We start from the raw sequence: 26,558 nt of genomic DNA, 5'->3' as shown, positions 1-26,558 counted from the left end.
CTTTGAGTAAACAACAAGTGGATTCAATCCCCATAGAAGGTTAAAAAAAGAAAAAAAAACGCATAGTACAACAGCGGATTAAATCAAATTGCGCCTTTGGCTTAAATGATTTAATCCTATAATGTTGTGCAGGCTGAAAAAAACAAATTAAAATCAATTATAAATATAAATTATTATGAAAACAAAAATTAAAATTGCTGTCATTGCTATGATGGGAATAGGTTTGAGAATTAGCGCACAGGATCAAATTAATACACATTTATATATTAACGGAGTTGATAACTCAAATACCATAGCATCAACTGACCAATTAAAAATTAGCGGATATGGTATTATGGGAAATAGAGGTAATTTATATTTTACAAATGGTAATAGTAATGGGTTGATAAAATTTGGTATTGGTGGAGCGCATAACACTGGGGATGTTTTAATTTAAAAGGTTCTGATAAAAGTGCTAACTTTAAAGGAAATGTTGCAATAGGAACAGCAACCACTGGTAATCATAAATTAGCTGTAGAAGGGTCAATTGGTGCAAGAGAAATAAAAGTTGAAGCTAATGGTTGGTCTGATTTTGTTTTTTATAATAATTATACATTACCTACTCTTCTAGAAGTGGAAAACCATATTAAAGAGAAAGGTCATTTAAAAGATATTCCAAACGCAAAAGATGTAGAAAAAAATGGTTTCTTTTTAGGAGAGATGGATGCTAAGCTATTACAAAAAATTGAAGAATTGACTTTATATACTATTGAGCAGGAAAAGAAAATAAAGTCTATGGAAAAACAGTACTCTAAGATTGAGAAACTTGAAAAGGAAAATAAAGTTTTAAAATCGTTAGCAGAAAGATTAACAAAAATTGAGACGTAATTAAAAAAGAAAAACTAGAGCAACGGCTTATAACAATCTGTATAATTAATGGCTACAAAGCTCAAAGCCTAGAAAAAACTGCTTTTTCTTAAAAAACATTGCCTCACCAATAGTTATAGAGTTTTAACGCGCCACTTACCAACAGTAAACATTACCATACATTAAAAAAACTGAATGACGCAACTAACAAATACAAAAACAGAATCTAATATCGGAAGTCGAATCTTTGCTGGAATCATAGATTATGGAATTATTTATTCTTTTACATTTTTATTAATTTTCATACTGGGAGAACAAAATAATGAAGGGGTTTATGAATTGACTGGTGCTCCTGTATTAATTCCTATTCTTTTTTGGTTTGTTATGACAGTTCTATTTGAAAGTGGATTGGGTGGAACGGTTGGGAATTCTTTGGTTGGATTAAAAGCAATTCCAATCAGTGGAAAAAATCGAAAATTGACATTCGGAGAATCTTTAAAAAGACATTTATTAGACCCTATTGATATGTTTTTGTTTGGATTAGTTGGAATTATAACAATAAATAGTTCTGAAAAAAATCAAAGAGTTGGTGATATATGTGGAAGGACTATAGTTGTGAAAATGAAAGACCTGAAAAAAGCTGAATAAATAAAAACGTATGGTAACAACTATGTAATCAATCGATTGGTTGTTGTATGTTTATGAAGGCGCAATGCTTACTCAATTTTAAAGTTAGCAGTCAATACGCAAAAAAAATCGAAAAGCAAGGTAACATTTTGCCCTGATACGACACATATATTAAACGTTGTAGTGCGTACCAAAACTACCACCATTTTCAAAATAAATTCACATCTACTGTAACAGTCATCTTTCGACTGTGTCTAAATCATAAAGCAAGTATATTATTAACAAAAAGAAGCTTTATGACTTACAAAACACAATCGAAATTACTAATGATTATACTATTATGTATAACCTCATTCATTACTAACGCTCAAACAATTAAAACAAAAAAGATGACCGAAGAACAACAAAATGTATTAAATGCAATCCAAAAAATGACAGAAGCATTTCAAAACAAAGACATAGATGCTGTTATGGCTTGTTACGAACCTAAGGCAACGGTTGTATTTGAACCTGAATCGCCAATATCTGACGAAAATGTCTTAAAAGAAATGTTTACAGGAATGTCTATGGTAAACCCTATATTTACTTATAGCGGACACGAAGTTTTTATTACAGGGAATATTGCAACTCATATAGCACCTTGGAAAATGACTGGAAAAGCTCCAGATGAAACGGTAATTAAGCAAAGTGGATTATCAATTGCCGTTTTAAGAAAACAAGAAGATGGAAAATGGTTGATGATTTTAGACAATCCATACGGGAATTTTTTAACGAACAAATAATCTAACTCTGACATCATATTGTCCCTGCATAACTAAAGACAATATGATGTTTAATATTACTACAAAATGACTAAAAAGCTAACAGATATTAAAACTTCTGATACTTTTTTAATTGAACAATCTCTTGCAGGAAACAAGGTGGCATTGGAAAATATCATTAAAAAACATCAAGATTGGATTTACAATATTGCCTTAACATTTGTAGGCGACAAAGATGAAGCTGCCGATTTAACACAGGAGGTTTTAATAAAAATAATTACAAAGTTAGATTCATTTAAGCAAAAAAGTACTTTTAGAACTTGGGTGCATCGTATTATAAAAAACCATTTTTTGAATATGAAAAGGGGGAAATACGAAACCAACGCCACAACATTTGAACAATTCGGACAAGGGCTTGACCAATTACCAAACGAATCCCTTTCTGATTATTCATACGAAGTTGAAGATAAACTTTTAGTAAAAGAAGCTAAAATTAGTTGTATGAAAGGAATGTTGTTGTGTTTAGACCGAGAGCAACGAATGATTTATATAATTGGAGAATTATTTGAGTTTACAGACATTATTGGTAGTGAAATAATGAAAATCACAAAAGAAAACTTTAGAGTGAAACTATATAGAGCAAAAAAGCAACTATATAATTTTATGGATAATAAATGTGGTCTTATAAATAAAAATAATCCTTGTCGTTGTGCAAGAAAAACAGCAGGGTTTATAAAAATGGGATTTGTAGACCCTGTGAACTTACATTTTCAGAAAGATACAATTACCAGTATCAATAAGGTAATTGATGAAAAAGTAGAAATTTATAAAGACCAGGTAATCTCTGAATATCAAAAAATATTTCAAGAACACCCATTTTTACAAAGTCCTGATAAGTTAGAATCAATAAAAAAATTGCTTTCCTCAGAGACAATAAAAGAAACATTCAATTTCGACTAAAATATAAAGTACGAAAACCTAACAATGTATCCTAAAAAACATGGGGCAGTTTGTGATAGCTCGAAAGGCTTGGACTAATTTGTTAAGTCGCCAACTATAAAATTTGGCATTTTCAAGAAAAAGATAAAAGCAAAATATTTATATTTAACTTAGTATCAATCCGAAGCGTATCGCTTATCTCCTGCCTTACGTTTTTTATACGAGACGTTGTAGTAAATTATAACTAAGTTAAATGAATAAAAAACTAGAAGAGTTGAGTGCTGAGAAATGGGGAGAACTTTTCCCTATTGAAATGAAAACCTATAACTCGAATTGGAGTTCAGTTTTTTAATCCGAAAAAAAGCTAATCGAAAATAAATTAGGAAATGAAACGGTTCTTAGAATAGAGCATTTTGGGAGTACTTCAATACCCAATTTAAAAGCTAAGGATATTGTTGATATTCTAATTGAAATCCCAAATCACCTTCTTTTTGATCAAAACACTATTACTAAAATGGTGGATTTAGGATATCAATTTTTTCGACAACCAGGATTTGGAATAGACTATATGATATTTGTAAAAGGATTTCATACAGACGGAAAGAAATCTCAAAAATTCTTTGCCCATATGAAAATCGGAAATCACCCAGAATTATGGGATAGAATTTATTTCAGAGATTACCTTAAGAGCATGTTTAAAAACAATGCAAACTGATTGTCAGTAGTTTGGTGTTCTGACGACACTTCAAATCGACGACATATCGAGATATGTTGCTTATTTGAAGTAAAGTCAAGGTTGTCAAAGTAATGACCAGCAGGCAGAAGGGTTTTTAAACATACTCTAAGCTAAACCCTTCGATTATTAAAAAATACGAAAAGTTAAAATGTAAACTTGCTGAAAAATATTCCAAAAATCGAATTGAATATAGAATTGGAAAAACAGAGTTTGTAAAAGAAATTACAGAAGCTGCAAAAAAAAGCCTGCTTGTAACATCATATAAAATCAGAGCAAAGTTAGTGCTAGATCAAAAGGTCATTTCCTTTTTGCGATGCCGCCAAATTTTTATAAATTAAACAAAAAGTAAAAATGCGCAGATAGATTAATTGGTTTAGGCTTGCTCCGATTCATATATTTGGCGTTAGCACCAATCAATTCAAAATCAAATAAAAATGAAAGTTACAATCGAAAAAAATGAAAAGGTTGCCAATATGATTTTTGCATCCATTTATCCGCTTTACCTAAATAGATTGGTAAAAAACGGTAGAACAAAAGAAGAACTCAATCAAGTAATTAAATGGTTTACTGGTTTTGATCAAGATGCTTTACAAGCACTTATTGATGAAAAAGCAACTTTTGGAACATTTTTTAAAAAAGCTAAAATACATCCAAACGCACACTTGATTAAAGGCGTTGTTTGTGGTTATCGAATTGAAGAAATAGAGGATGAATTTGAATTATATAAACAATGTAGACGTATGGAAAAGCTGATTGATGAATTAGCAAGAGGTCGTAAAATGGAGAAAATTTTACGGGAAGAAAAAAAATAGAGTCGAGTAGACAAAGGGGAATCTCACCTCAAAACCTCTCACAGAACCTTTAACTGACTTGAGCCAGTTTGATAAGTGGTAGAAACGTTGCGGAAATTCAAAGTCCATTACAGAATAAAAAATGTTAACATTATATGTAAAATCAGATCAATATTTTTTGATATTACTACCTGAGTAAGCGCGTCTTTATAAATATTATAATCGACTAAGGTATCAAAAGTATAAACATCTTCCTGATACTCTTTTTCTAATGTTTGAACCAGCCAGCCGGGTGTAATTTTACTTTTACTTCTTTAAAAACAGACTAATGAAGCGATGTGTTCGCTGGTGAAGCCATGAAATCGCTAATAGTATACTTAAAAGCTGTTCTGCATTTAGAAATAAATATGGTAAAAAACGTCAATGGTAATCTTCTGTCTAAATGAAATGAAAACAACATGTATCGAGAACAGCTTTTTTGATTAAAATTCTATTCTCGATACACTTCTCCTGTAGTCAAAGCGCGCGAACTGACGAATCTTATCCCAAAAATGCCTCAATGCTCAACGGGTTAATTAAAAGCTTTTTTGAATACAAAAGAGATAAAAAGTACAAAGCTCATTTTTATTTTGAAGCATAAGATGGAAAAGAACAAATTTTAGTAGGTAATTTTAAGGTAGAAATGGTATAAAATAAATCTCCGAAAAAAAAGCTCCAAAACAACTGTATTCCCGTAAAAAAAATATCGATAAAACATAACTTTCTGTTTGTCAATTAAATATATACCTTTTATTAACCTCTTTTAGCATCTACATTAACCTTTTGCTAACCTATAACTTAGAATTAGAAACTAAAAAATATTCAATTTTACAGAACAAAGCCAACTGAAGCGAAATTCTTAAAGAAATAAAGACCTCGATAAACCTGAACTAAGAGCTTGTTTAAAAACCTTACTTCTTGAAAATAAATATTTTAAGAACCGTGAGGTTACTTCAAATAATGTAAATATCTCGATATACTCATAATTTGAAGTGTACTCAGAACCTCAAACTATTGATTTTCAATTTGTATTCTTTTTAAACATACTCCAAATAAAATAATAGTTCAGGTTCTTAAAGAACACAATACCAGTTATAATTTGAATGTACACCAAATTCAAAAAGGTATAGATATCAACATATATACTAGAAAAAAATTAAAACGTACTTAAAACCTTTTACACATGAAAAATTAAATTAAACTTTATTTTTTTGGATCAAACTTAATATACTGATTTCAAATCCTGGTTTCCAAAAAAATCTCATAAAAGCCAGGTATCCCAACAAAAAAATCCGTGAATTTAACACCAAAGATAAATTTCGTTAAAAAAACAAAGCGGTCACTAGATTCACTGACAGATTATAAATCACAAATCAATCATGAAAAATGTTCTTCATTACTGTAAATAATACTGTACTAAGCCATTTATAAGATTGATTCTATAAAACTCATATAATGAAAAATTTAAAATTAATACTATTTGGTTTCTGCTTATGTAGTTATTTCATGAGTAATGCACAACTCATTTTTTCAAATGAAAGTTTTGAAACCCCTGAAACCGTAATTGGACCGGATGGCAAAGAACAAGAACATTATGGAATATGGATAGATGGCGGTTCTGACGCGTATACTGTAACTTCTGAGAAGTATGATGGAGCACAAAGTTTTGCAATTACCAAGAGTCCTGACCCAGACAAACCTAATTACGCATCTATATATACGGTACCCATCGATCTAACAGGAATATCTAGCGCATCATTAGATTTTAAATATCTGATAACTAATTCTCCTGGAAATTTTGATGAACCCGGTACCTTTTTTATCGAAATATCATCTGATGGAGGAGAGACTTTTCAAAGAGTAAGAACGTATGATTTGGCCAATGAAACTATTATAAAATCTACAAAGGCCGCTTTCGTTTCAGAGTGTGAAGCTGGATGTAAAGATGTTTTTCCACTTGGTGGTTTGCCCTTAACACTTTGTAAAGCAGATTGTGCGGATACATACCTTATAATGGCTAATAGAGATTATATTGACGATCTATTAAAAGACTATTGGTCTACTAAAACAGTTCCATTACCTTCTTCAATGTTCTCAAATATGACGGTTATCAGAATTCAAAGTAATTTTTTAGACGTCAATAAACCCACTAAATTGTATCTAGACGAACTAAAGATGCTAACCAGCGGTCAACCAGCACTTTCTGCTGATACTGTAGTAGCCATTTCTGATCCTAAAAATACAAAGGCAGTTGTAGAGGAAGATTTTCAAGGATTTTCTTCATTAGCTGATTGGGGAATTTGGCAAGATGGCGGTCGCAATGTATATATTACTGATTATCTGTCAGTAGATGATAATGGAGACTTAGGCGGGTTTGGGGTTGGTATGCGAAATTTCTTTTCCGGAAGAGCCAATGACGAAGTAAATGGAGCGGAACTAGGGTTTCAAAAACCCACCTATTCTTCTATTGTAACCAAAAATCTAGATCTCACCGGAATAGAAGATCTGGATCTGAGTTTTTCATTCGTAGCCTACAATATGAAAGTAACTGATGATCATATCGTAGATAAAGATCAAGTACCGGATATAAAAGGAGAACCTGTAGATGTATATGTAGAAGGTCCTGATCATGTAGATATCTCTATATCTACAGATTCTGGATATACCTTTAAACTCTTAAAAAGACTTACCTATGGTGTGGACTTTATGAACCTGGTACGTCAGGATATAAACATAAACATTCCGGGTAATATTTTATCAACGGATGATGATTCAAGTGATGTAATCCTAAATACAAATGCGCTAACGACAACAACACAAATAAAAATACAGTGTTTCTCGGATACCGATGACCAACAGTTTTACGTCGATAATATAAAACTAACACAATATGGCTTAAAATCTTCTCCCAAAGGAACTCCAAGAGATCTAGATTGGGCAAGTTATGAGCAAACTTATTTATATGCGGATCCTTCTTTTCTTAATGGGGATACTTATGAACTAATCAATAGTAAACTCCTGGCCCCGGACGTATATGAATCCAGAAGTTTTTTAGAATCAGACTCTGATGTTGTTGAAGAAGATGGAGAAGTAATTCCAGGTACGTTTGGTGTGGTAGAATTTTCGGATTGTAGTGATCATTCGACCCTAACAGATATCCCCTGGACAGAAAATCAAAAACATATCGATCAAAGTTTAGATCCGGAGTTGGGTAAATATATATTTAATTTTCACTCGCATCTGGACGAAGACACAGAGCGTTGTCGTACTATTAAATATGCTGACCGAATGCGATGTGAGATTAAAACCAAAGAAGATTCTGGTGAAGATAAAAAAGGCCTTGAGGGAGAAACACACTTCTATGCCTGGAAAATGAAATTACCATCAGATTTTCAGGGATCTAACAAATTTACACACTTGCATCAAATCAAACCTGTGGCTGGTGATCATGCCGGTATGCCTACTATTACACTCACTGCCAATGGCAAAAAAGTGGACCCTGATACAGGAGAAGAATATGCAAACCCTGAGTTGAGACTGCGCTATGCAGGATTAAAATACTCGCAAGTAACGGTAGATGTCATCGATCTTAATCTATTAAAGGGAAAATGGATTCAGTTTGTAGAAAAAGTACATTTTGGGATCTCTGATGAAGGACGCTATGAATTGCTTGTGTATGATCCTATTAATGGTAGTATAGACAATCCAATATTCACTTTTGAATCCTATAGCTTACAAACCTGGAAAAGTGCAGGCTTATCTGGTGATGAGAATGATCCGGACTGTTTTGTTCGTCCAAAATGGGGAATCTATAGAAGTAATGCTGAAGCCAATAAACTAGGTGACGAAATCATTGGATTTGCTGATTTTACCATCCTTGAGGTCCCCAATAAACAAGATGGGCTCTATGGAGATCTGACAAAGTTTGCGGAATATGTAGAAACGCTTTCCGAAGATACGGTAGTAGAAATAGATCATGAAATGCCAGATCTGGATATTGATGAGGATCATCATTATGCACAATTTAATGAAGTACCCATAACAGATAATACAATTTGGCTAGACTATAATGTGGAGCTTACTAATATAGATAATTCCCTTATATCCGAAGGATTCAAAGTTGGTTTTGGTTATGACAATTTTACTGTTGATGCCAGTGTTGAAACAGAAGATCATCACTATTTTTTGGCACCAGCATCCTATAATACCGATGGTTTTCCCTTGACACATTTTGCAAATAACCCCACAGACGGCGTTACGGAACTGATATTGGAAAATGCGGCTGAACTAGTTTTTTACGATTATAGTCTGGAAGAGGAAAATAATGCTGACCTAATAAAATTATCCTTATATAAATTACATCACGCATCAGAAATAGCCTTAGATGTTTCATCTGATTCTTCTTGGGATTATTTACCAATATTCAAAGAAGCATCCATACGTCGTAAAACATTAGCCGGAACAGTAATAGGTATTTCGGCAGGAGAACTTATAGAAATGAGCGGTGCTGGAGTAGCAATCACAACCTGCGTTGTCGAAGCTCCTCTATGCGCATTTTTGGCAGTAGTTTCTGTAGTAGGAGTAGTAGTAACAACATATATAGCATTAGAGGACCTTCCTAACATTGTTCGCGACGAAGATGTAATTTTCTGGCCTCCATTAGATGATCAAAATATAGATCTCTCGGATATATCCGAAGATGAAAGAGGAATGACATTTTATGTCAATGAATATGCGCACTTACTAATAGCATCAGGAAGGCTGGGATATTGGAAGAATCTTTTAGGAGATGGTTTTAAAATAACAGCGGCAGGCTCTTTAGGACATGGGAGTATCACTGATCCAGGTGGGATTGATGCCCCCTATACAGCCGGAATAATGCAGGCAAAACTGATGGATGAGATAAATACTGTTTATAGAATTGAACCAATAGATGGCGGTCTTAAATCTTTTGATATACAACTTGATACAAAAAATAAATTTGGAATTTCTGGTAAAACAATAATAAAAACCGAGACCGTTGAAGAGGATGAAGATGAAGATGAAGATTGTTCGACAAAAACGGTGCCTTTGGTAAAAGCAGCAGCTCCAGTAGTAATTGGTTATAAAGCATATGAAATTTCGTCTGATTTTATTACACACAGTTATACAAACACTCCGAATGTGAATGCTGGTGTGGCTGAGGTACTCACATCCTTCCCGTTTGTTTATTCTGTCCATACTGGCCAAGAAACACAATATCTGTTACCGAGTCTTTCTACAGGGACTAATGTGGTTAATCAAGTGAATTGGAAGTATGAGGAAAGTGAAGAAGAGTGCACTATAGTAGAGAAAGATAAGTTTAACGGGAGTTCTAATATTGGGCGTGAGATGATTATTGGTGCTCCTGCAGGTATTCATATTCCTAAAGAATACGGATGGGAACCGATGCTGGCAGAAACCGGACTACAGGTTCAGGTAACAAACCATCTTGGTCAAATATTAAATATGTATGAGCAACGAATTCTGGTTGCAAATCAATTAGTGCAGTTTATCCCGGCAGGAGTGCATGTCTGGGGTACACTCGAGGTGAGAACTATGGATAACCAAGATATTAATGTGCTTTTAAAAGAACCTGAAAATAAAAATCTAGTAAGAGCAAATACTCATAATTCTATTGTTTCTTCTTCTGAATTAATGCTATATCCAAATCCATCAGGAGGTAGTGTTACTATAAAATTAGACAATGATGCTCCTGCTCAAATTTCGATCTATGACATCAGAGGGGTAGAAATAAAACGAGTTGAATATGATGATACCCATATGGATACTGGTTTAGAAATAGATGTAAGTTCATTCCCGAATGGGTTTTATATTTTCAAAGCACTACAAAATAACGACGTCTATCTACAAAAGGTGCTTAAACAATAAACTTAGTTTTTAAGAAAAAAAATGTTTTAAATTTAAAATATTATAGCAATGAAAATTTTAATAAATTATATACGTATCAAAGGTTTACTAATTTGTATTACCTTACTTTTTACTCATAGTGTTTTTTCTCAATTGGACTATGAGTATCCACAATCTCAAAAAACAAAATTAGACGATGTCGCTAAAGAAATATGGAAGTTAATTCCTACCAATACACGTCAGTATAATACAATCGCTATAATGCAAATTCCGAATACGCAAAGATTTGTCATTTCTGGAAGCGGTGCTACACTACCATCACATGTAAAAAATAAAACAGGTGTAGAACAAATCTTTAGGATATTAAGTGAGAATCACTTTACGGCAAGTGAACTCCGTTTTGTTACTGGTTATGGTACAGAAGTCAGTAAAAAATTTGAAGATGTTTATGATAATGTTTATTACTGTCCACTTCCTGGAAGATATACGGGCACTAGTTTTCAAATTACGGCTAGGCTGCTTGCAGTCCATGCTGAGATGGCTATGATTTCATATTTAGCCATCTATGAAAATTATATTACTGCTTATGCAGCTCCCAAAAATTTAAATATCATTATTGGTGTAGATAAAGCCTATTGTGCCAGATGTTATAATTTCTTAAAAGACTTTAACATCTTTACTGCAGAAGGAGATCATATTTTTGGTCTGGTGGCCAAACCTATAAAAAGTCACGAGAACTGGTCGCCTCCTAATTATTTTAGACAAGTACTAAACCATAGAATGCCTGAATCTTCTGCCGGATTAAATATAGCGTATCGAGGTTACGAATGGCCTGAATGGTTAAGGAATGGCACCTCATTATGGTCTGAGAATTTTCAATTAACTTTTCCAAAACCAAATGGGACAATAGTTGATTTGAATCAAGTATCCGAAGGTGGATATATTAAATTTCCTGCAAGCCCTCTTTATAATCTGATTTATAATACATATTATCCTGAAGATAGTGAGTAAATATGATATTTATCCGTTCCGTATTTTGAAAATAGCTTTACAAATAACTTCGATACAAACTCAATAGATATTGACAAAAGGTTTCTGATATTTGAACTGCTAATCTGAATAATCTCATCTGTAAAAAACAAGGTCAAAGTATGGCTCTTGCCAAGGTGATAGTAATCGTAATTATTCTTACATAACGATCCAGGCAGCGTCTAGAGGAAGGTTTACATAGATGAATCTAAGAGGTAAAAACCGTCTTTTCTCAAATAGAAAAGACGGTTTTTTTTAATTCTCATATAATTGATCTCATCATAGGACCTATAGAGATGCAACTGTATGAACACAAATTTTATCTAAATACTCCTTAAACGATACTTCTTGATGAATATCCATTTTCTTTTTTAGCCTGCTTCTGGTTACTTTTACAGTATTCGGAGTTACATTTAGCATAGCGGCCGTTTCTTTAAGAGATAAATTTAATTTAGTAAGCAAACAGTACCTGATCTCTGTATCAGAAAGTTCGGGATGCTTATTCTTAAGCTCTATAGTCAATGTGGGATATTGAGACTCAATTCTATCGGTTACCAATGATATATCTGATGAGGATTGGATAAGATTTTTTACTGTTTTATTAACCTGTACTAATTTAGGATTATCATCTTTTATTGTTTCTAACTCTTCTTTGATCGTATTAAGCACTTCTACCCTCTGGGCTATAGCAATAGCCGATGCATCTAGCTCATTATCCCGTAATCGAATCTGCTCTTCCAATAATTGTTTTTCGCTTGACTTCAATTCAGAAATCACCTGTCTATTCTTCTTGTATTTGTATAATAAATAGATACATAATAAACTGATGATTACAATGATCAATAATCCAATGATCGCTATTTTTTGTTTAGCATTCTTTTCTATAATCCATTTGTTTTCTGCAAGCAGTTCCTTGTTTTTATATTCCTGTTCAATTAACTCCCTTTGTTTATCAACTGTATTGATATAATCAATATCTTTTTGAATAGCGACACTGTCTAATAATGATGTATACGTCTCATACATCGATATTTCTTTTTCTGGCTTATTTTGTTGTTGATAGAGTTCAATAAAATTAGTATATATTTCTTTTAAAGAATCATAATTTGTATTTCCTTCGATTCCTTTAGTTAGATATTCCTCGGCTTTAGCATACTTCTCTAAACCCAAATAATACCCCCCTAAATTTCCATTTTCAATCCCTTCATTTCTATGATAACCGATACTATCGGCTAATTTTTGTCCCTTAAAACCATATTCCAGCGCTTTTTTGTATTCTTTTTTTCCTGAATGGTACAGTCCTAAGTTAGAATACAATATAGAAAGTACTGGAAAATTTTCTTTTCTATTAGCTATATCAATTCCCTTACGCACCCATTTTATTGCTTCATCATACTCTTTAAGCTCATCATAAGCTATTGATATTCCATTATAACCTCCCATTTTCATCAAATCATCAATATGACTGCTATCATTCAAAACCTCTTTAATTATCGTTATACTTTTATCATACTCCTTCAGTTCACTATAACAAAAACTTATATTCATTTTACTTCCATTAGCAGCTGTATAATCTCCAGATTCTAAATATATCTCATAAGCCTTAGTAAAATATTCTATAGCTCTACTTATTAAACCCATCCTCATTAACACTCTTCCTTTATCAAGATATAATTTTTCAATACTCTTTTCTGTTAAAGAAACAGATTCATATATATATTCTGAAGTATTAAAATAATATAGAGAACTATCCTTTTCGGCTTTTACAAAATAATACGACCCAAGTTTATGTAAAATATCATATTGCGCTGAAAAATCCTGAAGTTCTTTAGAACGTTTTAAAAGTTGGAGCAACACTCCTGAATTTTTTGCCTTGAAACTTACAGAATCTATCGTACTTTTTAATTGTTCTTTATTGAGCGTAGAAATATCTAATTGTTGACTGTATAGTGTAGTATTATGCAATAAAGTAAGAGCAATACTTATTTGCAGTACTAAACGCTTGAGGGGTATTAAAATCATGACATTAGGTTTTTGAATATAGAGTAAGTGATAAAGGTACATTTTTGTCATAATTAAGAGAAGCTATTTTATAATATTTTACAACTTAAAATGGAGCAATGTAGCTTATTACTAAGTCATTATAGACAGTAAACTTACTATTAAATCTATTAGAAAATAAATTTGCTTGTATATGGTGGTAAAAAAATTTAAGTGGTGCATTTTTTCTCTATTTTGCATCAAATACTAATTATAGTAATATGAATAACTTTTACAGAACAACAAGATCGCTGGATAAAAACCTGAATTAAAAATAGAGACTTCGCTAAAGAGATTAATTTGAATAATAGAAGAATTAACTTTTTAATTACAAACTACGAAAACTCAAAGCACATTTACAGCACCATTTTCAAGATTGGATTTATAATAAAATCATAAATAATGGAATGGTGAATTGAAGAAATAGTCCATTACTTACTTCTAAAATCGATTCTTGTTATAATAGCGAATGGATATGAAAACAAAAATGCGTTTGACATTTCACATCTCTCCAAACTTTGTTTGAAACTTGTTTACTTTTCAGCCAACTTTAGTTTCAAACACGTCTGGATTTATTTCTAATACTGCCATTATAATGCCTGCTTGGGAAGGTCATAAGAGCATTACTTAATAAATTATTAATTTTTTTCAATACTACTTATAGTCCTAAAATCGGAATCTTATACCAATACCTTCCATTCTCGGAGGGTGTGATTTATGATAATTTATTTCAGTGTTTACAGGACTTGTTAATTGCCCGAATACACTAACTTTATGCAATAGATATTGTGATCGCTTTCTTTTTAATAAATCATTTAAATGATCTTGTCGCCTCTTTATTTTTTTAATTTCCTTAGAGCATGTTTAAAAACAATGCAAACTGATTGTCAGTAGTTTGGTGTTCTGACGACACTTCAAATCGACGACATATCGAGATATGTTGCTTATTTGAAGTAAAGTCAAGGTTGTCAAAGTAATGACCAGCAGGCAGAAGGGTTTTTAAACATACTCTTATTAACTTTATGATCAAAAAGTGCTAAAGGAATTTGTTCTTTTGATCTTAAGTAAAGAGTAAAGATAATTTTTGGAGTTAGAATTATTGATAAAATCGTTGTTGGAGTTATCTTCATAATTATATCCATATAAACAGAATAGGTTAAGGTTATCCATTCATTTATAAGAGCTTCTAAGCTCATTCGTATATATGTTACCATACGTTATAGTTGTGGCAAAGGAGAAAATTATCAATACATTATATAGCTTTTTCATCTTGTCTTTTTTTCCCGAAAATCATTTTTCGTTGCTGCTAATTTAAAAAATATGATTCATATATTTTTATTTCTATTTTTCATTGTTTATATAAATAATTTCTATATAAAAATATATTCTATTGAATATGTTTTTTCTAAAAGTTTGAAAACCGAAATATTCATAAAAATTCCGAAGAGTTATATCTCATTCAACCACTTGCTTCTATATAACCCTTATGTTTATAATCTGCATTACGAAATCAACACTCTAACTTTGTTGTTGAACCTCAATCAGATTAACATGCAAAATAAGTAAGAAGTTTCCAGAATCAATTTCTGATTCTCTTAACTGAAGTAATTGGTCAAAAATGGTATAATACGATTTATAACTAAAAATTTCGCATATTCATCGTTTCTTTTTCCTTTCTACTTCGTTTAAAAAATAAACCGTAGCTATAGCTATGTTTGATTTTTTTGCCTTGCATAAAGAAAAAATAATTCAATGAATTTATACGAATTTTTTAATCACAAATCGTATAACATATGATCTGGCTTAATGACAAAAAAATCTCACTAGTTGCTATTCTTTTTCTTGAATATTTGAAAAAGGAAAAAAGTATGATACTCAAAAAAGATTCCAGAATTTATAAATTATAGTTTACTGTACTACGGTTTTCTTTTCTGAATATAGTACCTCTATTCAAGCTCTTTTCTTAAGAAGTATAATGCCTTCTTACTAACATCAGAGATCGTAGTTTGTAATTTAGTTTCCATCCATAAAAAAATAGCGACTCTAAAATAAAAGTCACTATTTGCAATTAATGAAGTTGAGTTATATGTTATATTTTCAATTATTTAGAATACTTTCAACACCTAATCTTCAACAGAAATATGGATTGTACTGTTCATTTTAAGTTTCTTTCCTTCTAACCTTGCCTGAGCAAAGAATTCTTTAGCTGTAATTTGCTCACGCAATAATTCATCTATTCTTCCACTATCATATTCGCAATTGTCGGTAACATTCCCTTCAGTGATTGATAAACGGTTTAGTTTGTGGAAATTAATTTTCACATTAAGTACAGAGTTAATAATATCCGCTGCTTCTGATGCTGTAAAACGGCCATCAATTAAGTTTATTTTTTGCTCTGTTTTCACTTCTTTTGACGTTTTTACTATGGCTTCCATATTTTTATATTATTTTTTATTTATGCTACAAAGGTTGAATTAATATCCTATATATTTTTATTTATATATTTTATAGTAATCATAATAAATTGTTATGACATTCGCACAATGTACAAGTACAGAGGCATTCCTAGTGTTATATTAAAGGGAAAAGTGATCGCAAGCGCCATAGGAATATAAAGACTAGGATTCGCTTTTGGAGCTGCGAGTTTCATTGCGGCAGGTACAGCGATGTAAGATGCACTCGCAGCAAGTATGGCAAAAAGAAGTCTATTTCCTTCTCCAGAGCTAAAAAAGCCACTTACCACCGCAACAATACAACCATTAATAATAGGTACTATGATAGCGAATAGAAATGCAAACCATCCTTTTTTAATAAAATCAGAAAGTTTACGTCCACTAGTGATTCCCATATCGAGAAGAAATACAGCTAGAAATCCTTTAAATATATCTGTAGTAAAAGGTTTGATTCCTTCGGCTTGTGCTTCACTCGCAAGTAAACCTACAATCAAGCTACCTATAATTAGTAATACACTACCATTAGTAAGTGCGTGATGGACTACCGTTTTCATAGGGATTTTATCTTCTTCCTTATTTTTTTTGAAAATTGTGATCAGTAATAATCCTACCATTATAGAAGGAGCTTCCATTAATGCCATTACTGCAACCATATGTCCGCTAAAAGCAATCTGTTCCATTTCTAAAAAGGATATGGTTGTCACAAACGTTACTGCGCTGACAGAACCATAAGATGCTGCAATAGCTCCTGCATTATCTATACTGAATTTTCTTCTCAGTATAAAGTATGTATATACAGGAATGAATATGGCTAGAAATATACCAAACAGTAATGACCATAGTATTTCTGTATTAAATGTACTGTGCGACAGCTCTTGCCCGCCCTTAAATCCTATTGAAAGTAAAAGGTACAATGAAATGAATTTTGAAGAGTTTTCAGGAATAGTAAGATCGCTTTTAAGTTGAACTGCAATTACTCCTAAGAAGAAAAAAAGTAATGCGGGATTGGTTAGATTGTCAATAAGTAAATGTAAATCCATATATCCTTTAATGTGCTATTATTATAGTGATTTATTTGAAAATCGGTAGTTGTTTATTTCTTGTTTTTATACATAAATTGTGGAATATACAGTAAACTTATAATAGCCGTATACACTAGAATTTCTTTTAAAAAAAGATGGTTACTTTTTATTGAAAGTGTGATGAAAAAGAAAAAAGGATGGTAATTAAAACTAAGTTAATCGTTTTAGTTAATTCTGCTTTTCTTTCATAATATGACGGGATCGCTTTTGCTTTTTGTAATTCTTTTTTCTTTAGATTAAAATCTTTCATTAGTTTTTTTTGCAAAGATGTATGTATTATTTCATATATTTTTATTTATATTTATAATGAATTATATAAATTTATTTTATGCACTATACCTTACATCAATTACAGATTTTCTCTAAAATAGTTGAAAAACAGAGCATCACTAAAGCTTCTGAAGAGTTACACCTAACCCAGCCAGCGGTTTCCATACAATTAAGAAATTTTCAGAATCAATTTCCCATTCCTTTGACTGAAGTAATTGGAAGAAAGTTATATGTCACAGATTTTGGAAAAGAAATTGCTATTGCCGCAGAGAAAATCTTACAAGAAGTAAAGGATATAAATCATAAAACCTTAGCATATCAGGGACAACTATCTGGGGTATTAAAAATTTCTGTGGTATCTACAGGTAAATATATTATGCCATATTTCTTATCTGATTTTATAAAGGAACATGATGGTGTAGAGCTAATTCTTGATGTTACTAATAAGTCACAAGTGATTAATAGTTTAGAAAAAAACACTGTGGATTTTTCATTAGTATCTGTTCTTCCAGATAAATTACAAATAGAAAAAATTGAATTAATGGAGAATCAACTTTACTTAGTAGGAAATAAAGATGAAAAATTCGAAAAAGATATATATGATAAATCAATTTTTGCAAGACTTCCTTTAATCTATCGAGAACAAGGATCCGGAACCAGGTACACTATGGAAAGGTTTGTTGAAAAGAACAACCTACCCGTACGTAAAAAAATGGAACTAACCTCTAATGAAGCTGTAAAACAAGCAGTAATTGCGGGACTGGGGTATTCTATTATGCCTCTTATTGGCATACGAAATGAACTTAAAACGGGACGTCTGCAGATTATTCCCATAAAAGGTTTTCCTATCAAATCCAACTGGAATATGATTTGGCTTAGGGATAAAAAATTCTCTTTAGTTGCCAGAGCATTTCTTGAATATTTAAAAAAGGAAAAAAGTATAATAATCAAAAAAAGGTTTGAGAGCTACTAAATAACAATTATTACTTTTCATTAAATTTCTTTTACATATATAACACCTTCGTTTTATCCCTTTTTTTTGTGAGTAAACTACCTCGGAGCAAGACCACGAGGCATTTATTGAAAAAAACATGTTGATTTCGAGGCAAGCCTCGGAGCATTTAAATCTCGATTATCGAGTAAAATGTATTTTATGTCTTATAAAAACTCATTCAAATATTCAATTTCAACAATAGATTGTTCCTACTTTTATAAAGATTATTTTACATAAAATTATTTTATGTAAATTATGAAAAATATAAATAAAAATATATGAAACATTTTATGGAAATTTGATTCAAAATAATAAGAATATCAAATAACCTTAAAAGATGAAAAAACTAATTTATATTTCTTTAGCTATTATCCTTACATCTTGTAATACCGCATCAAATGATTCTCGTTTTGGAATGATTTATCAAGATTCAAAAACGATACAAATATCACATGATAAGTCAAATTATTGGTTAGCAAAACAACCTACATTACAAGATAGTTTTATTAGCACTCAAAAATTTCATAAGGAAGAAAATTCATTAATTCTTGATTATAAATATCCTTATCTCGATGAAGAATGTAACCCTTTGTTCAGTAGTTTTAATTCCTATATAGAAAAAACATATTTAAAAACAGAAAAATCAATCCAGCAAGTACTTCATACTAATGATTTATCCTGCGACCCTTTGTTTAAGGATGCTGAAAGAAAACGAAGAAATATTGATTACAAAATATATACTAAGAATGATCAATTTCTAAGCGTTCTATTATACAAAACAAATTATTATGACGAAAAGCATCATAACTCTTTTATGTTCAAAGGTTTAAACTACGATTTGAAAACAGGTCTATTTATCACCTATAGCGATTTATTTGAGAACAATAGCGACAAGTTCTTACTATTCAAACTAAATCAAGAATTGCAGGCACGTATTGGAGGACAAGACTCTTTTAATGATTGTTGGGAGTTTACTAAAGATAAATTTGAGGTATCTAAGAACAATTTTGTTGTCAATTCGGAGCACATAAAATTTTACTTTGATGACTGTACCGTATGCCCAACATATTCGGGGAATTATTTCCTAGAAATACCATTAGAAGAATTATCCTCCATATTAAAAACAGGAAAATCAGAGATCTCCTATTTTAAATCTTAAATCACAAGTTATGATAAAAATATGTATCATTCCAAATACTAGATCACAAACAGATGAAATTATCGGGTTCTTACTAAGAGGAAAGTATCTCTTGACAGTCACGATTATAAAAAACTGTGCATTGCTAAAATTAATGTAAAAAACCAAGCAAATAGATTAAACAGAGCAGTAATTTCTGGAATTATTAGATCCTTACAGTTTAACAATTTAGATGATCGTCTTAGAAAAATGTATCCTTCTAATATGCCTGTATTGTATTCGATTCCTATCATACAGATGGATCCAAAGCAGTCAGAAGTTATTGCAGTCTACATAACTGTATTTTAAGTAAAAATTTATATGACTAAAAATCAAATGATGCGAAGTGTTTATGAGTATATACAAATTGCTTTAGGAGTAGTATTAGCCAGCATCGGACTAAAAGCTTTTCTTTTACCTAATGGATTTTTAGATGGAGGTGTTACTGGGATTGCTATTTTACTCAATACTCAGTTTGAGATTAATATATCAGTGGTATTAATAATTCTTAGTATTCCCTTTCTGATTTTAGCGTATTTCACGATATCCAAATATATGGTTTTTAAGTCTTTGGTTAGTATTATTAGCTTGGCAGTCTTCATTCATTTTGAAAATTTTGGAGTAGTTACCACTGATAAATTATTGACTTCAATTTTTGGAGGACTTTTCCTGGGTTTAGGAATAGGAATTACCATAAAAAATGGTGCCGTCTTAGATGGATCAGAGATTTTGGTATAAGCATTGGAAAAGTGACGTTGTTTTTTAATTGTATACTCTTTGCCATTACTACAATCGTTGTTTCAATGGAAACGGCTATGTATTCTATTCTAGCATTTTTGGTAGCTGCAAAAATAACAGATCTCACTATAGAAGGATTCGAGAATTTTATTGGAATTATGATTGTATCTAAGAAATATAATCAGATTAAAGAGGGGATTACCACTAAATTAGGATCAGGAATGACCGTGTTTATTGAGGTTCACGGCTATGGAAATCAAGGAAAGACACAAAATTTTGAAGTAATCCACACCATTATAAACCGTATTGAAATTGGCAAAATAAATAAAATTATTGATCAGATTGATTCCGACGCTTTTGTAATAGAGTATGATGTGAACCATATTAAAGGAGGCATTTTAAGAAGGTATCTTTCTAAAAATAAGTAACCATATCTTAAAAGGCTTAATAACATAAAAACTTAAACACTATGAAAAGAACCTTATATTTTAATAGGATGTATGATCACATTCTTATGTGCTTCTGTATATGCAAACAAAACAGATAAAACGGATCCAATTATCGAGATTGTAGAGTCGTATATATAACATATGAATTCCCTGAAAGAGAGCAATCCTATAGCAAAGGTATTAGATTTATATAACGAACAGTATTCTGGAAATACTACATATGTAAACCTGTCGGGTGCTACTGTAAGAAAAAACTACACTAAAGAGAATATTAGTACAGGATGATAATTATGGTTCTGTCGCATTAATAAGTATACTCTAATTTTTTATCCCATTTCTATAGATTAGGTAGCTAAAGAACCAAAAGTTTTGAACGTTGAAGTTTTAGGGTTCAAAATTGGTTCTTTTCTAATCATGTGTATGATTTCTATTCCTGCAAGTATTCTTTGTGCTGATTCGAATTCTTTAAATCCTGTGGTGATGGCAATTCTCCTTTTTATACTGTGATGATCCTGTTCTACATTGTTGTTCAGATATTTGACTCGTCGAATTTTTATTTTTTTCAAAATAAAGCTTCTTTTATTCCAAATTCGTATTCCAGCTATATTAGCTCCACTTTTGTCTATGTTTATAATTCTTGGTTTTTCCATTATTACCTATAGTTTTATCCAAGAACTTCTGGTCTGTTACCTGCCGTTTACGAGTATTCATATTGTGTCTATTTCTTTAGAAAACTTAAAGACCCAACCTTGGATTGTAGAATGGTCAACTTTTACACCTCTAATAGACATCAACTCTTCAATATCACGGTAACTTAAACTAAATCGAAATTTGAAATATAAGGCATTTTGAATTATAATATCAGGATATCGATGGTCCTTGTACATAGAACTAATTTAGAAACCTCAAATTTAAGTATATCTGAAAAAGTGAAATTAATGCGAGAGAATCAATCTATAAATTATTACTATTTATTCCCTTTAATGAGTTTGAAATATTTTCTTCGTACGCATACACCTAAATATAAGGGTAAAAGGAAATAAATTAAAGGAAATTTCCCCTAAATTATTGAATTTTTGTAAATTAGGTGTATGCGATGTGTAGGGTACATGTCCTATAATGTTGTGGGGAATTAAAATAAAAAAATGAATTATATACCTATAGGTTCCATTTCCGTTTTTATAAATGTTGCAAATAGTCAAAATCAATTAATTAATGAAAAACTATTGAGCGATTTAGAAAGTGCGTTTGAGGCAGATGTAAAAAATGAATTATCTAAATATCAACTCGATTTTGATTTTTATATTAATGCTAAATCAAAAAGAGGGTGTATAATTGAGACAATTTCAATTGGAATAATTTTAGGTGCGGGTTATCAATTTATTAAGGATTACGATAAAATTAGAAATAACCTAAAACTAATAAGTGAAGATTTAAAGAATGTTTACATAAAAATAACTGGCAAAAAAAATAAAAAATCCAATTTGTTTGAGGCAAAAAAAATTGAAATAATCAAGGATGACTCTAAAATCCAATCTAACGTTCCTTTAATAATTGAAACAGAAACAAAAAAAGAAACAATCACAATATCCACTCATAAAATAACTATTCTACGAGAAGATATAAAGGAAAAAGTTTCTACTTCTGAAATAAAAAAAAGTAAGAAGAAATAACTGGCTACAACAATGTACCCTTTGAAGTACCACGAAAGATTATCCCCCTTAATCCTTCTAATTCTAAAATTTAGGTATCGCTTCGTACTTCTTGGTGGTGTTGAATAATATTCCTTATCGCAAGTTTAACACAATTCTAATTTAAAATCAGTTTTTTTACTAACTTACACCTAATAAAATTTAAGTATCCAAAAACAGAAAACTTTCCTCTTTGCTTTCCCTATAAAAAAAACACCTTTGTAAATAAATGATTTACAAAGGTATTCGTGACCCCAAGCATTCACGGTTCAAACTTTTTAACACAATATTTAGAGGAAATTACAGAATATGCAAAAGAGCATCAAGCCTTACCGATTGCATGCTAAGATAATGACAAGATTATTTTTATTGACTTTTGTTTAAGAGTTCTAGTAATCTTTGTCCAATTACGTTTTATTCGAAAATTTGACAAATTAGATTAACGGTTAGTATAAGAATAATAGCCGACTACGTGGCACTTTCCTGTCAAGTTACAAATAAGTTGAAGCGAGCTAAAACCCTTTAATTTACTGCTATTTCGGCTATTGTTTTTATACATTGTTGGGTGTTTTTTTCTTAAACTTTATTTAAAATTATCCAACCTTTTCAAAGTCTATTTTTCCACTTTTGGTAGAATACATTTATTTGAGATTTTTGGAAATCAGATAGCTCCTGTTGATTCAAAAACCAATATACTCGGCGAGCAATCAAAAAATTCTCATTATCCAGCAAAGGTAGTAACTGGGAAATTACTTCTGGTGTTATTCCATCTTTTGCTATCACAATTCTTAGAAATAAGTCAATTTCTTGATAGGTCAATTTGGGTATTATCACGTTTAATTTTTTAAAAAAATCAGGAGGTAGATTTTGTTTAGTTTGTAAAATGGCATTGAAGCACAATAGGCGATTGTTCGTATTAGCTGAGAGGATTAATCTCTGCATAGTATTGATATAAATCTCATTTGGAGTGATTTCCCAATAGGGCAAACTTGATTTCAACAACATTGGATTAACATCAATTACTTTTAGAATTGCATCAACTGTTTTTTCAGAAAAATCTTTCTTTATTATTAATTGCTCAATTGCAAAGTATTGATAATATGATCCCTGTAATGAACTTTGCAATTCTGATATAGAATATGATCTACCTGTGATTTCACGTATAATTTGTTTGGTTTCACCATGTACCCAATGCCAAAGGGAGTAACATGTCCATACCGCACCTTGAACATAAGCTGATTTTTCTACCAAGACTGTTGCACCAGTCATTGCATCTACACCTTCACTACCAACTGTACTTACAATTTCACTTTTATAAACATCTTTTAAGGGAGAATTCTCGTCGTTTAAAATGATATTTAACTTGTTGTAATCTGAACTTGAAAAGTGTTCTCCTTCTTCTTTTTCCAATTCTACATTGTCCGGTAATTCAAGCCTACTGTATTGTCCTAATTTGTTCCAATAAATTCGCACTATATCAATTCGACATTGTTTATCTCCACAAACCACCGATTCAACATCCATGTAAAATTCTTGTGGTTTACCATTTTCATTTTGAATTTCTACTAATGTACATTCAATAGGTTCTGTTAAACTAACACCTTTATGTATGACTTTAATATCATGTTTTATTTCATTAGTAAAAGATACATTCAAAAAAATTAAGCTTAAGTTGATTGCAACTAGAATGTTAAAAGTGTTTATCATTTCTAAGGCCTTTTAGCTGTAACACCTAGCCTCAAATAATTTACAATTTTTATTTCCATAGGTCTCTTTTAAATTAATACGAATAGCTGTTGTTTCAATTTTTTCAAAATGGAACTTAATTAATCGGGTTCTATTTTTTTCAATTGTTCCAACTTTTACCCACTTTCCATTTACACGTGCTTCAACATCTAGTGATTTTAGTAATTCTTTGGGAATTTGAGTGGTGTAAACATCATTTTCCAAGCTATCTCTACGTAGCATTATATTACGTTTAACATTGGTGTCACATTTGATTTCAATTTTACAAATACTAATGCGTTCATCCCATTCGATTTGTACTTGTGCTGGTAAACCTTCAGATTGCCAATGATGATCCTTTTTATCATAATCTCGTGACCATCCATCATTTAATAATTTAGGATCACCCGAAGATGTGCTTGACGCAAATATTAATGTTGCTTTTTTAACCAAATTATTTTTGTCATTTGCAGGTCTATATGGAATAAAGGCATCATCTCTTAGTAATTGTTCTTGTAATTCTGTAATATTTTTTTGACCTAACTCACGAGGTAACACATTTTTTTTTGTACATAAAGCAGCTGCTGTTCCGACTGCTTGTCCTTCTAAGGCACACGTTGCCATAATACGAGAAGAAGACAGGGCAATATGTGTTTGACTAATATTTCGACCTGCAAATAAGAGGTTAGGTACATTTTTAGAATATAATGACCGAAAAGGAATTTGATACGGTTCTTCAAAATATTGATGAAAATAACTTGGAGGTTCACTTAAATTTTCAATACCACCTGGGTTGTGTTCATCTAATGACCATCCTCCAAATGCTACCGCATCTGAAAATTGTTTATTACCTAACATATCAGGTTCACAAAGAATATAATCACCAATAAATCGGCGACTCTCACGTTTACCCGGTAAAGAAGAAACCCAGTCTAAAGCGTAATTTTCGGTTTCTGGAAAATCACCTGAATTTTTCATGTAATCCCAAACTCCATAAGCATAACCTAAGAGCTTATGTTTATTATCCTCAAATTCACCGATAATATCATTATCGCTCCCTAATTCGACCCACCAAAACCCTAATTCAAATGGTTTTAGTTGTCTTCCTTTATGAGATTTATTAGCATCATATTTTATTGTAAAATGTGGCGCTTCAAAAGGCATTGGACGTCCCATATCTTTTGATCCAAGAAGAACAGTAGAACCCATCTGCCAACCATCTGCTTTTTCAGGAGCATATTTTTCATTAAATTCTGAAGAGGCTTCTCTACCAGTTCGATACAAGGCTCCTGCAGTAGCTCCTAATAGACCATCGCCAGAACAGTCAATAAATAAATCAGCTTCAATAGTAAATTCAGTTTCTGTTGTCGATTGCCAACAATAGGCAGCTTTTATTTTACCATCATCTGACATAATAGCTCTTATTGCAGAGGTATTCAGTTTTACATCCAGATTCTTTTCTCGAGTAATGAAATCATACAAAATATGATCCCAAACGGGATACGCATCTTGTGGGTTATGAAAACGATTATGTAATAAGATTTCTTCAATAATGCCTGTTTCTCGTTCAGGTAGACCATTTTTTAAATGATTAACGCCGTTTAAATGTACGCGAATTTCACTTGAAGAATTACCTCCTAAAACTGGACGATCTTGTACCAATACAACTTTAGCACCATTTCTTGCAGCCGAAATAGCTGCACACATACCTGCAGCTCCTCCACCAATAACGGCAACATCATAGGTTATCGTTTTACGCCTATCTGGTCTAGGTTTTTTACCAGTACCCATTTGATGCCATTGCTTAGGGTCGGTATTTCCATAAGGTTTTTCTGTTTCTGTATTATCTATATTATTTGTTGATTGTGCGGACATATCCGAAAAGCTGGTTAACGGGATTATACTTGCACCTAAAACACCTTTAATTGTATTATTGAAAAATTTTCTTCTTTTCATAATCCTATTATTAATTCTGACTAACAGTAAAATTAGTCAATTTTATTCTCAATCCTTTTATCCGTAATGCTTCTTCAACAATTACCCCTATCAAAAAGCTGAAAATATTATCATTAGCAACAGTAATTAATCAGCTCTGGAAGGATAGATATCTTCAACATGAATCTACCCAGTATGTGCTTATGTGGGGAATGAATGCCAACATTATAGGATTAAATCATTTAAGCCAAAGGCGCAATTTGATTTAATCCGCTGTTGTACTATGCGTTTTTTTTTCTTTTTTTAACCTTCTATGGGGATTGAATCCACTTGTTGTTTACTCAAAG

Annotated in this window: 22 protein-coding genes and 2 pseudogenes; 16 read left to right on the top strand and 8 right to left on the bottom strand. The window is 31.4% G+C overall.

Annotated features, from left to right (window positions below; genetic code table 11):
• Nucleotides 1-175: 175 nt before the first annotated feature.
• From F0000_RS23615 to F0000_RS23570, 10 genes are all read left to right on the top strand, one after another.
• Nucleotides 176-436, top strand: coding sequence for a hypothetical protein (locus F0000_RS23615; protein ID WP_149627192.1), 261 nt, complete (start codon nucleotides 176-178; stop codon nucleotides 434-436).
• A 176-nt stretch (nucleotides 437-612) separates the two neighbouring features.
• Nucleotides 613-867, top strand: a complete 255-nt coding sequence (locus tag F0000_RS23610; RefSeq protein ID WP_149627191.1) for a hypothetical protein — start codon at nucleotides 613-615, stop codon at nucleotides 865-867.
• Nucleotides 868-1,041: 174 nt separating this feature from the next.
• Entirely contained in the window at nucleotides 1,042-1,494 is a 453-nt protein-coding gene (locus tag F0000_RS23605; RefSeq protein ID WP_149627190.1) for an RDD family protein, read from the top strand.
• Nucleotides 1,495-1,862: 368 nt separating this feature from the next.
• Entirely contained in the window at nucleotides 1,863-2,255 is a 393-nt protein-coding gene (locus tag F0000_RS23600) for a DUF4440 domain-containing protein (protein ID WP_188112251.1), read from the top strand.
• A gap of 144 nt (nucleotides 2,256-2,399) precedes the next feature.
• Nucleotides 2,400-3,194, top strand: a complete 795-nt coding sequence (locus tag F0000_RS23595; protein ID WP_188112250.1) for an RNA polymerase sigma factor — start codon at nucleotides 2,400-2,402, stop codon at nucleotides 3,192-3,194.
• Between the two features lie 346 nt (nucleotides 3,195-3,540).
• On the top strand, nucleotides 3,541-3,888 hold the full coding sequence (locus F0000_RS23590; RefSeq protein ID WP_149627187.1) for a GrpB family protein: 348 nt from the start codon (nucleotides 3,541-3,543) through the stop codon (nucleotides 3,886-3,888).
• Between the two features lie 143 nt (nucleotides 3,889-4,031).
• Nucleotides 4,032-4,247 (top strand): GrpB family protein, encoded by a 216-nt coding sequence (locus tag F0000_RS28700; protein WP_149627193.1) that lies wholly within the window; start codon nucleotides 4,032-4,034, stop codon nucleotides 4,245-4,247.
• 96 nt (nucleotides 4,248-4,343) lie between these two features.
• Nucleotides 4,344-4,721, top strand: coding sequence for a DUF2200 domain-containing protein (locus F0000_RS23580; RefSeq protein WP_149627186.1), 378 nt, complete (start codon nucleotides 4,344-4,346; stop codon nucleotides 4,719-4,721).
• Nucleotides 4,722-6,194: 1,473 nt separating this feature from the next.
• The gene (locus F0000_RS23575; protein ID WP_149627185.1) at nucleotides 6,195-10,649 is read left to right on the top strand and encodes a T9SS type A sorting domain-containing protein; all 4,455 of its coding nucleotides are present in this window, start codon (nucleotides 6,195-6,197) and stop codon (nucleotides 10,647-10,649) included.
• A 48-nt stretch (nucleotides 10,650-10,697) separates the two neighbouring features.
• Nucleotides 10,698-11,639 (top strand): hypothetical protein, encoded by a 942-nt coding sequence (locus tag F0000_RS23570; RefSeq protein ID WP_149627184.1) that lies wholly within the window; start codon nucleotides 10,698-10,700, stop codon nucleotides 11,637-11,639.
• A 306-nt stretch (nucleotides 11,640-11,945) separates the two neighbouring features.
• Here the strand turns inward: F0000_RS23570 and F0000_RS23565 are convergent, their stop codons facing one another.
• The 5 genes from F0000_RS23565 to F0000_RS27945 all read right to left on the bottom strand — a co-directional run bounded on the left by F0000_RS23565 (nucleotide 11,946) and on the right by F0000_RS27945 (nucleotide 17,482).
• Entirely contained in the window at nucleotides 11,946-13,679 is a 1,734-nt protein-coding gene (locus F0000_RS23565) for a hypothetical protein (RefSeq protein WP_188112249.1), read from the bottom strand.
• A 986-nt stretch (nucleotides 13,680-14,665) separates the two neighbouring features.
• Nucleotides 14,666-14,911 (bottom strand): hypothetical protein, encoded by a 246-nt coding sequence (locus tag F0000_RS23560; protein WP_149627182.1) that lies wholly within the window; start codon nucleotides 14,909-14,911, stop codon nucleotides 14,666-14,668.
• A 909-nt stretch (nucleotides 14,912-15,820) separates the two neighbouring features.
• Nucleotides 15,821-16,132, bottom strand: a complete 312-nt coding sequence (locus F0000_RS23555) for a hypothetical protein (protein WP_149627181.1) — start codon at nucleotides 16,130-16,132, stop codon at nucleotides 15,821-15,823.
• 92 nt (nucleotides 16,133-16,224) lie between these two features.
• Nucleotides 16,225-17,190, bottom strand: coding sequence for a sodium-dependent bicarbonate transport family permease (locus F0000_RS23550; RefSeq protein ID WP_149627180.1), 966 nt, complete (start codon nucleotides 17,188-17,190; stop codon nucleotides 16,225-16,227).
• A 148-nt stretch (nucleotides 17,191-17,338) separates the two neighbouring features.
• Nucleotides 17,339-17,482 carry a hypothetical protein gene (locus tag F0000_RS27945; protein WP_188112248.1) on the bottom strand — a complete coding sequence of 48 codons (144 nt, stop codon included), beginning with the start codon at nucleotides 17,480-17,482 and terminating at the stop codon, nucleotides 17,339-17,341.
• Nucleotides 17,483-17,560: 78 nt separating this feature from the next.
• Between F0000_RS27945 and F0000_RS23545 the strand changes: the two genes are divergently transcribed.
• The 5 genes and pseudogenes from F0000_RS23545 (at nucleotide 17,561) to F0000_RS27940 (ending at nucleotide 21,145) form a co-directional block, all read left to right on the top strand.
• Entirely contained in the window at nucleotides 17,561-18,475 is a 915-nt protein-coding gene (locus tag F0000_RS23545; protein WP_149627179.1) for a LysR family transcriptional regulator, read from the top strand.
• 358 nt (nucleotides 18,476-18,833) lie between these two features.
• Complete coding sequence (locus tag F0000_RS23540) at nucleotides 18,834-19,655, top strand: RsiV family protein (protein ID WP_149627178.1); 822 nt, start codon at nucleotides 18,834-18,836, stop codon at nucleotides 19,653-19,655.
• Nucleotides 19,656-19,994: 339 nt separating this feature from the next.
• Nucleotides 19,995-20,551: pseudogene (locus F0000_RS28420) on the top strand (YitT family protein); the annotation flags it as partial.
• A gap of 18 nt (nucleotides 20,552-20,569) precedes the next feature.
• Nucleotides 20,570-20,839 (top strand): YitT family protein, encoded by a 270-nt coding sequence (locus tag F0000_RS28415; protein ID WP_368668143.1) that lies wholly within the window; start codon nucleotides 20,570-20,572, stop codon nucleotides 20,837-20,839.
• Between the two features lie 162 nt (nucleotides 20,840-21,001).
• On the top strand, nucleotides 21,002-21,145 hold the full coding sequence (locus F0000_RS27940; protein ID WP_188112247.1) for a hypothetical protein: 144 nt from the start codon (nucleotides 21,002-21,004) through the stop codon (nucleotides 21,143-21,145).
• A 59-nt stretch (nucleotides 21,146-21,204) separates the two neighbouring features.
• On the opposite strand, the pseudogene F0000_RS23530 reads toward F0000_RS27940, so the two are convergent.
• Nucleotides 21,205-21,747: pseudogene (locus tag F0000_RS23530) on the bottom strand (transposase).
• 258 nt (nucleotides 21,748-22,005) lie between these two features.
• On the opposite strand from F0000_RS23530, the gene F0000_RS23525 reads away from it, so the two are divergent.
• Nucleotides 22,006-22,533 carry a hypothetical protein gene (locus tag F0000_RS23525; protein ID WP_149627177.1) on the top strand — a complete coding sequence of 176 codons (528 nt, stop codon included), beginning with the start codon at nucleotides 22,006-22,008 and terminating at the stop codon, nucleotides 22,531-22,533.
• 624 nt (nucleotides 22,534-23,157) lie between these two features.
• Here F0000_RS23525 and F0000_RS23520 read toward each other — a convergent pair.
• The gene (locus F0000_RS23520) at nucleotides 23,158-24,258 is read right to left on the bottom strand and encodes a hypothetical protein (RefSeq protein ID WP_149627176.1); all 1,101 of its coding nucleotides are present in this window, start codon (nucleotides 24,256-24,258) and stop codon (nucleotides 23,158-23,160) included.
• 12 nt (nucleotides 24,259-24,270) lie between these two features.
• A complete protein-coding gene (locus F0000_RS23515) occupies nucleotides 24,271-26,151 on the bottom strand; it encodes an FAD-dependent oxidoreductase (RefSeq protein ID WP_255452868.1) in 1,881 nt (626 codons plus the stop codon).
• Nucleotides 26,152-26,558 lie beyond the last annotated feature (407 nt).

Source organism: Aquimarina sp. RZ0 (genome assembly GCF_008370685.1).
Taxonomy (GTDB): Bacteria; Bacteroidota; Bacteroidia; order Flavobacteriales; family Flavobacteriaceae; genus Aquimarina.
This window is presented reverse-complemented; position numbering and strand designations above follow the sequence as displayed.

Excerpts from the sequence above, each read along its gene's own strand:
- F0000_RS23615 (WP_149627192.1), top strand. The coding sequence starts at position 176 with ATGAAAACAAAAATTAAAATTGCTGTCATTGCTATGATGGGAATAGGT.
- F0000_RS23605 (WP_149627190.1), top strand. The coding sequence starts at position 1,042 with ATGACGCAACTAACAAATACAAAAACAGAATCTAATATCGGAAGTCGA.
- F0000_RS23600 (WP_188112251.1), top strand. The coding sequence starts at position 1,863 with ATGACCGAAGAACAACAAAATGTATTAAATGCAATCCAAAAAATGACA.
- F0000_RS23580 (WP_149627186.1), top strand. The coding sequence starts at position 4,344 with ATGAAAGTTACAATCGAAAAAAATGAAAAGGTTGCCAATATGATTTTT.
- F0000_RS23575 (WP_149627185.1), top strand. The coding sequence starts at position 6,195 with ATGAAAAATTTAAAATTAATACTATTTGGTTTCTGCTTATGTAGTTAT.
- F0000_RS23570 (WP_149627184.1), top strand. The coding sequence starts at position 10,698 with ATGAAAATTTTAATAAATTATATACGTATCAAAGGTTTACTAATTTGT.
- F0000_RS23565 (WP_188112249.1), bottom strand. The coding sequence starts at position 13,679 with ATGATTTTAATACCCCTCAAGCGTTTAGTACTGCAAATAAGTATTGCT.
- F0000_RS23560 (WP_149627182.1), bottom strand. The coding sequence starts at position 14,911 with ATGGTAACATATATACGAATGAGCTTAGAAGCTCTTATAAATGAATGG.
- F0000_RS23555 (WP_149627181.1), bottom strand. The coding sequence starts at position 16,132 with ATGGAAGCCATAGTAAAAACGTCAAAAGAAGTGAAAACAGAGCAAAAA.
- F0000_RS23550 (WP_149627180.1), bottom strand. The coding sequence starts at position 17,190 with ATGGATTTACATTTACTTATTGACAATCTAACCAATCCCGCATTACTT.
- F0000_RS27945 (WP_188112248.1), bottom strand. The coding sequence starts at position 17,482 with ATGAAAGATTTTAATCTAAAGAAAAAAGAATTACAAAAAGCAAAAGCG.
- F0000_RS23545 (WP_149627179.1), top strand. The coding sequence starts at position 17,561 with ATGCACTATACCTTACATCAATTACAGATTTTCTCTAAAATAGTTGAA.
- F0000_RS23540 (WP_149627178.1), top strand. The coding sequence starts at position 18,834 with ATGAAAAAACTAATTTATATTTCTTTAGCTATTATCCTTACATCTTGT.
- F0000_RS28415 (WP_368668143.1), top strand. The coding sequence starts at position 20,570 with ATGATTGTATCTAAGAAATATAATCAGATTAAAGAGGGGATTACCACT.
- F0000_RS27940 (WP_188112247.1), top strand. The coding sequence starts at position 21,002 with ATGAATTCCCTGAAAGAGAGCAATCCTATAGCAAAGGTATTAGATTTA.
- F0000_RS23525 (WP_149627177.1), top strand. The coding sequence starts at position 22,006 with ATGAATTATATACCTATAGGTTCCATTTCCGTTTTTATAAATGTTGCA.
- F0000_RS23520 (WP_149627176.1), bottom strand. The coding sequence starts at position 24,258 with ATGATAAACACTTTTAACATTCTAGTTGCAATCAACTTAAGCTTAATT.
- F0000_RS23515 (WP_255452868.1), bottom strand. The coding sequence starts at position 26,151 with ATGTCCGCACAATCAACAAATAATATAGATAATACAGAAACAGAAAAA.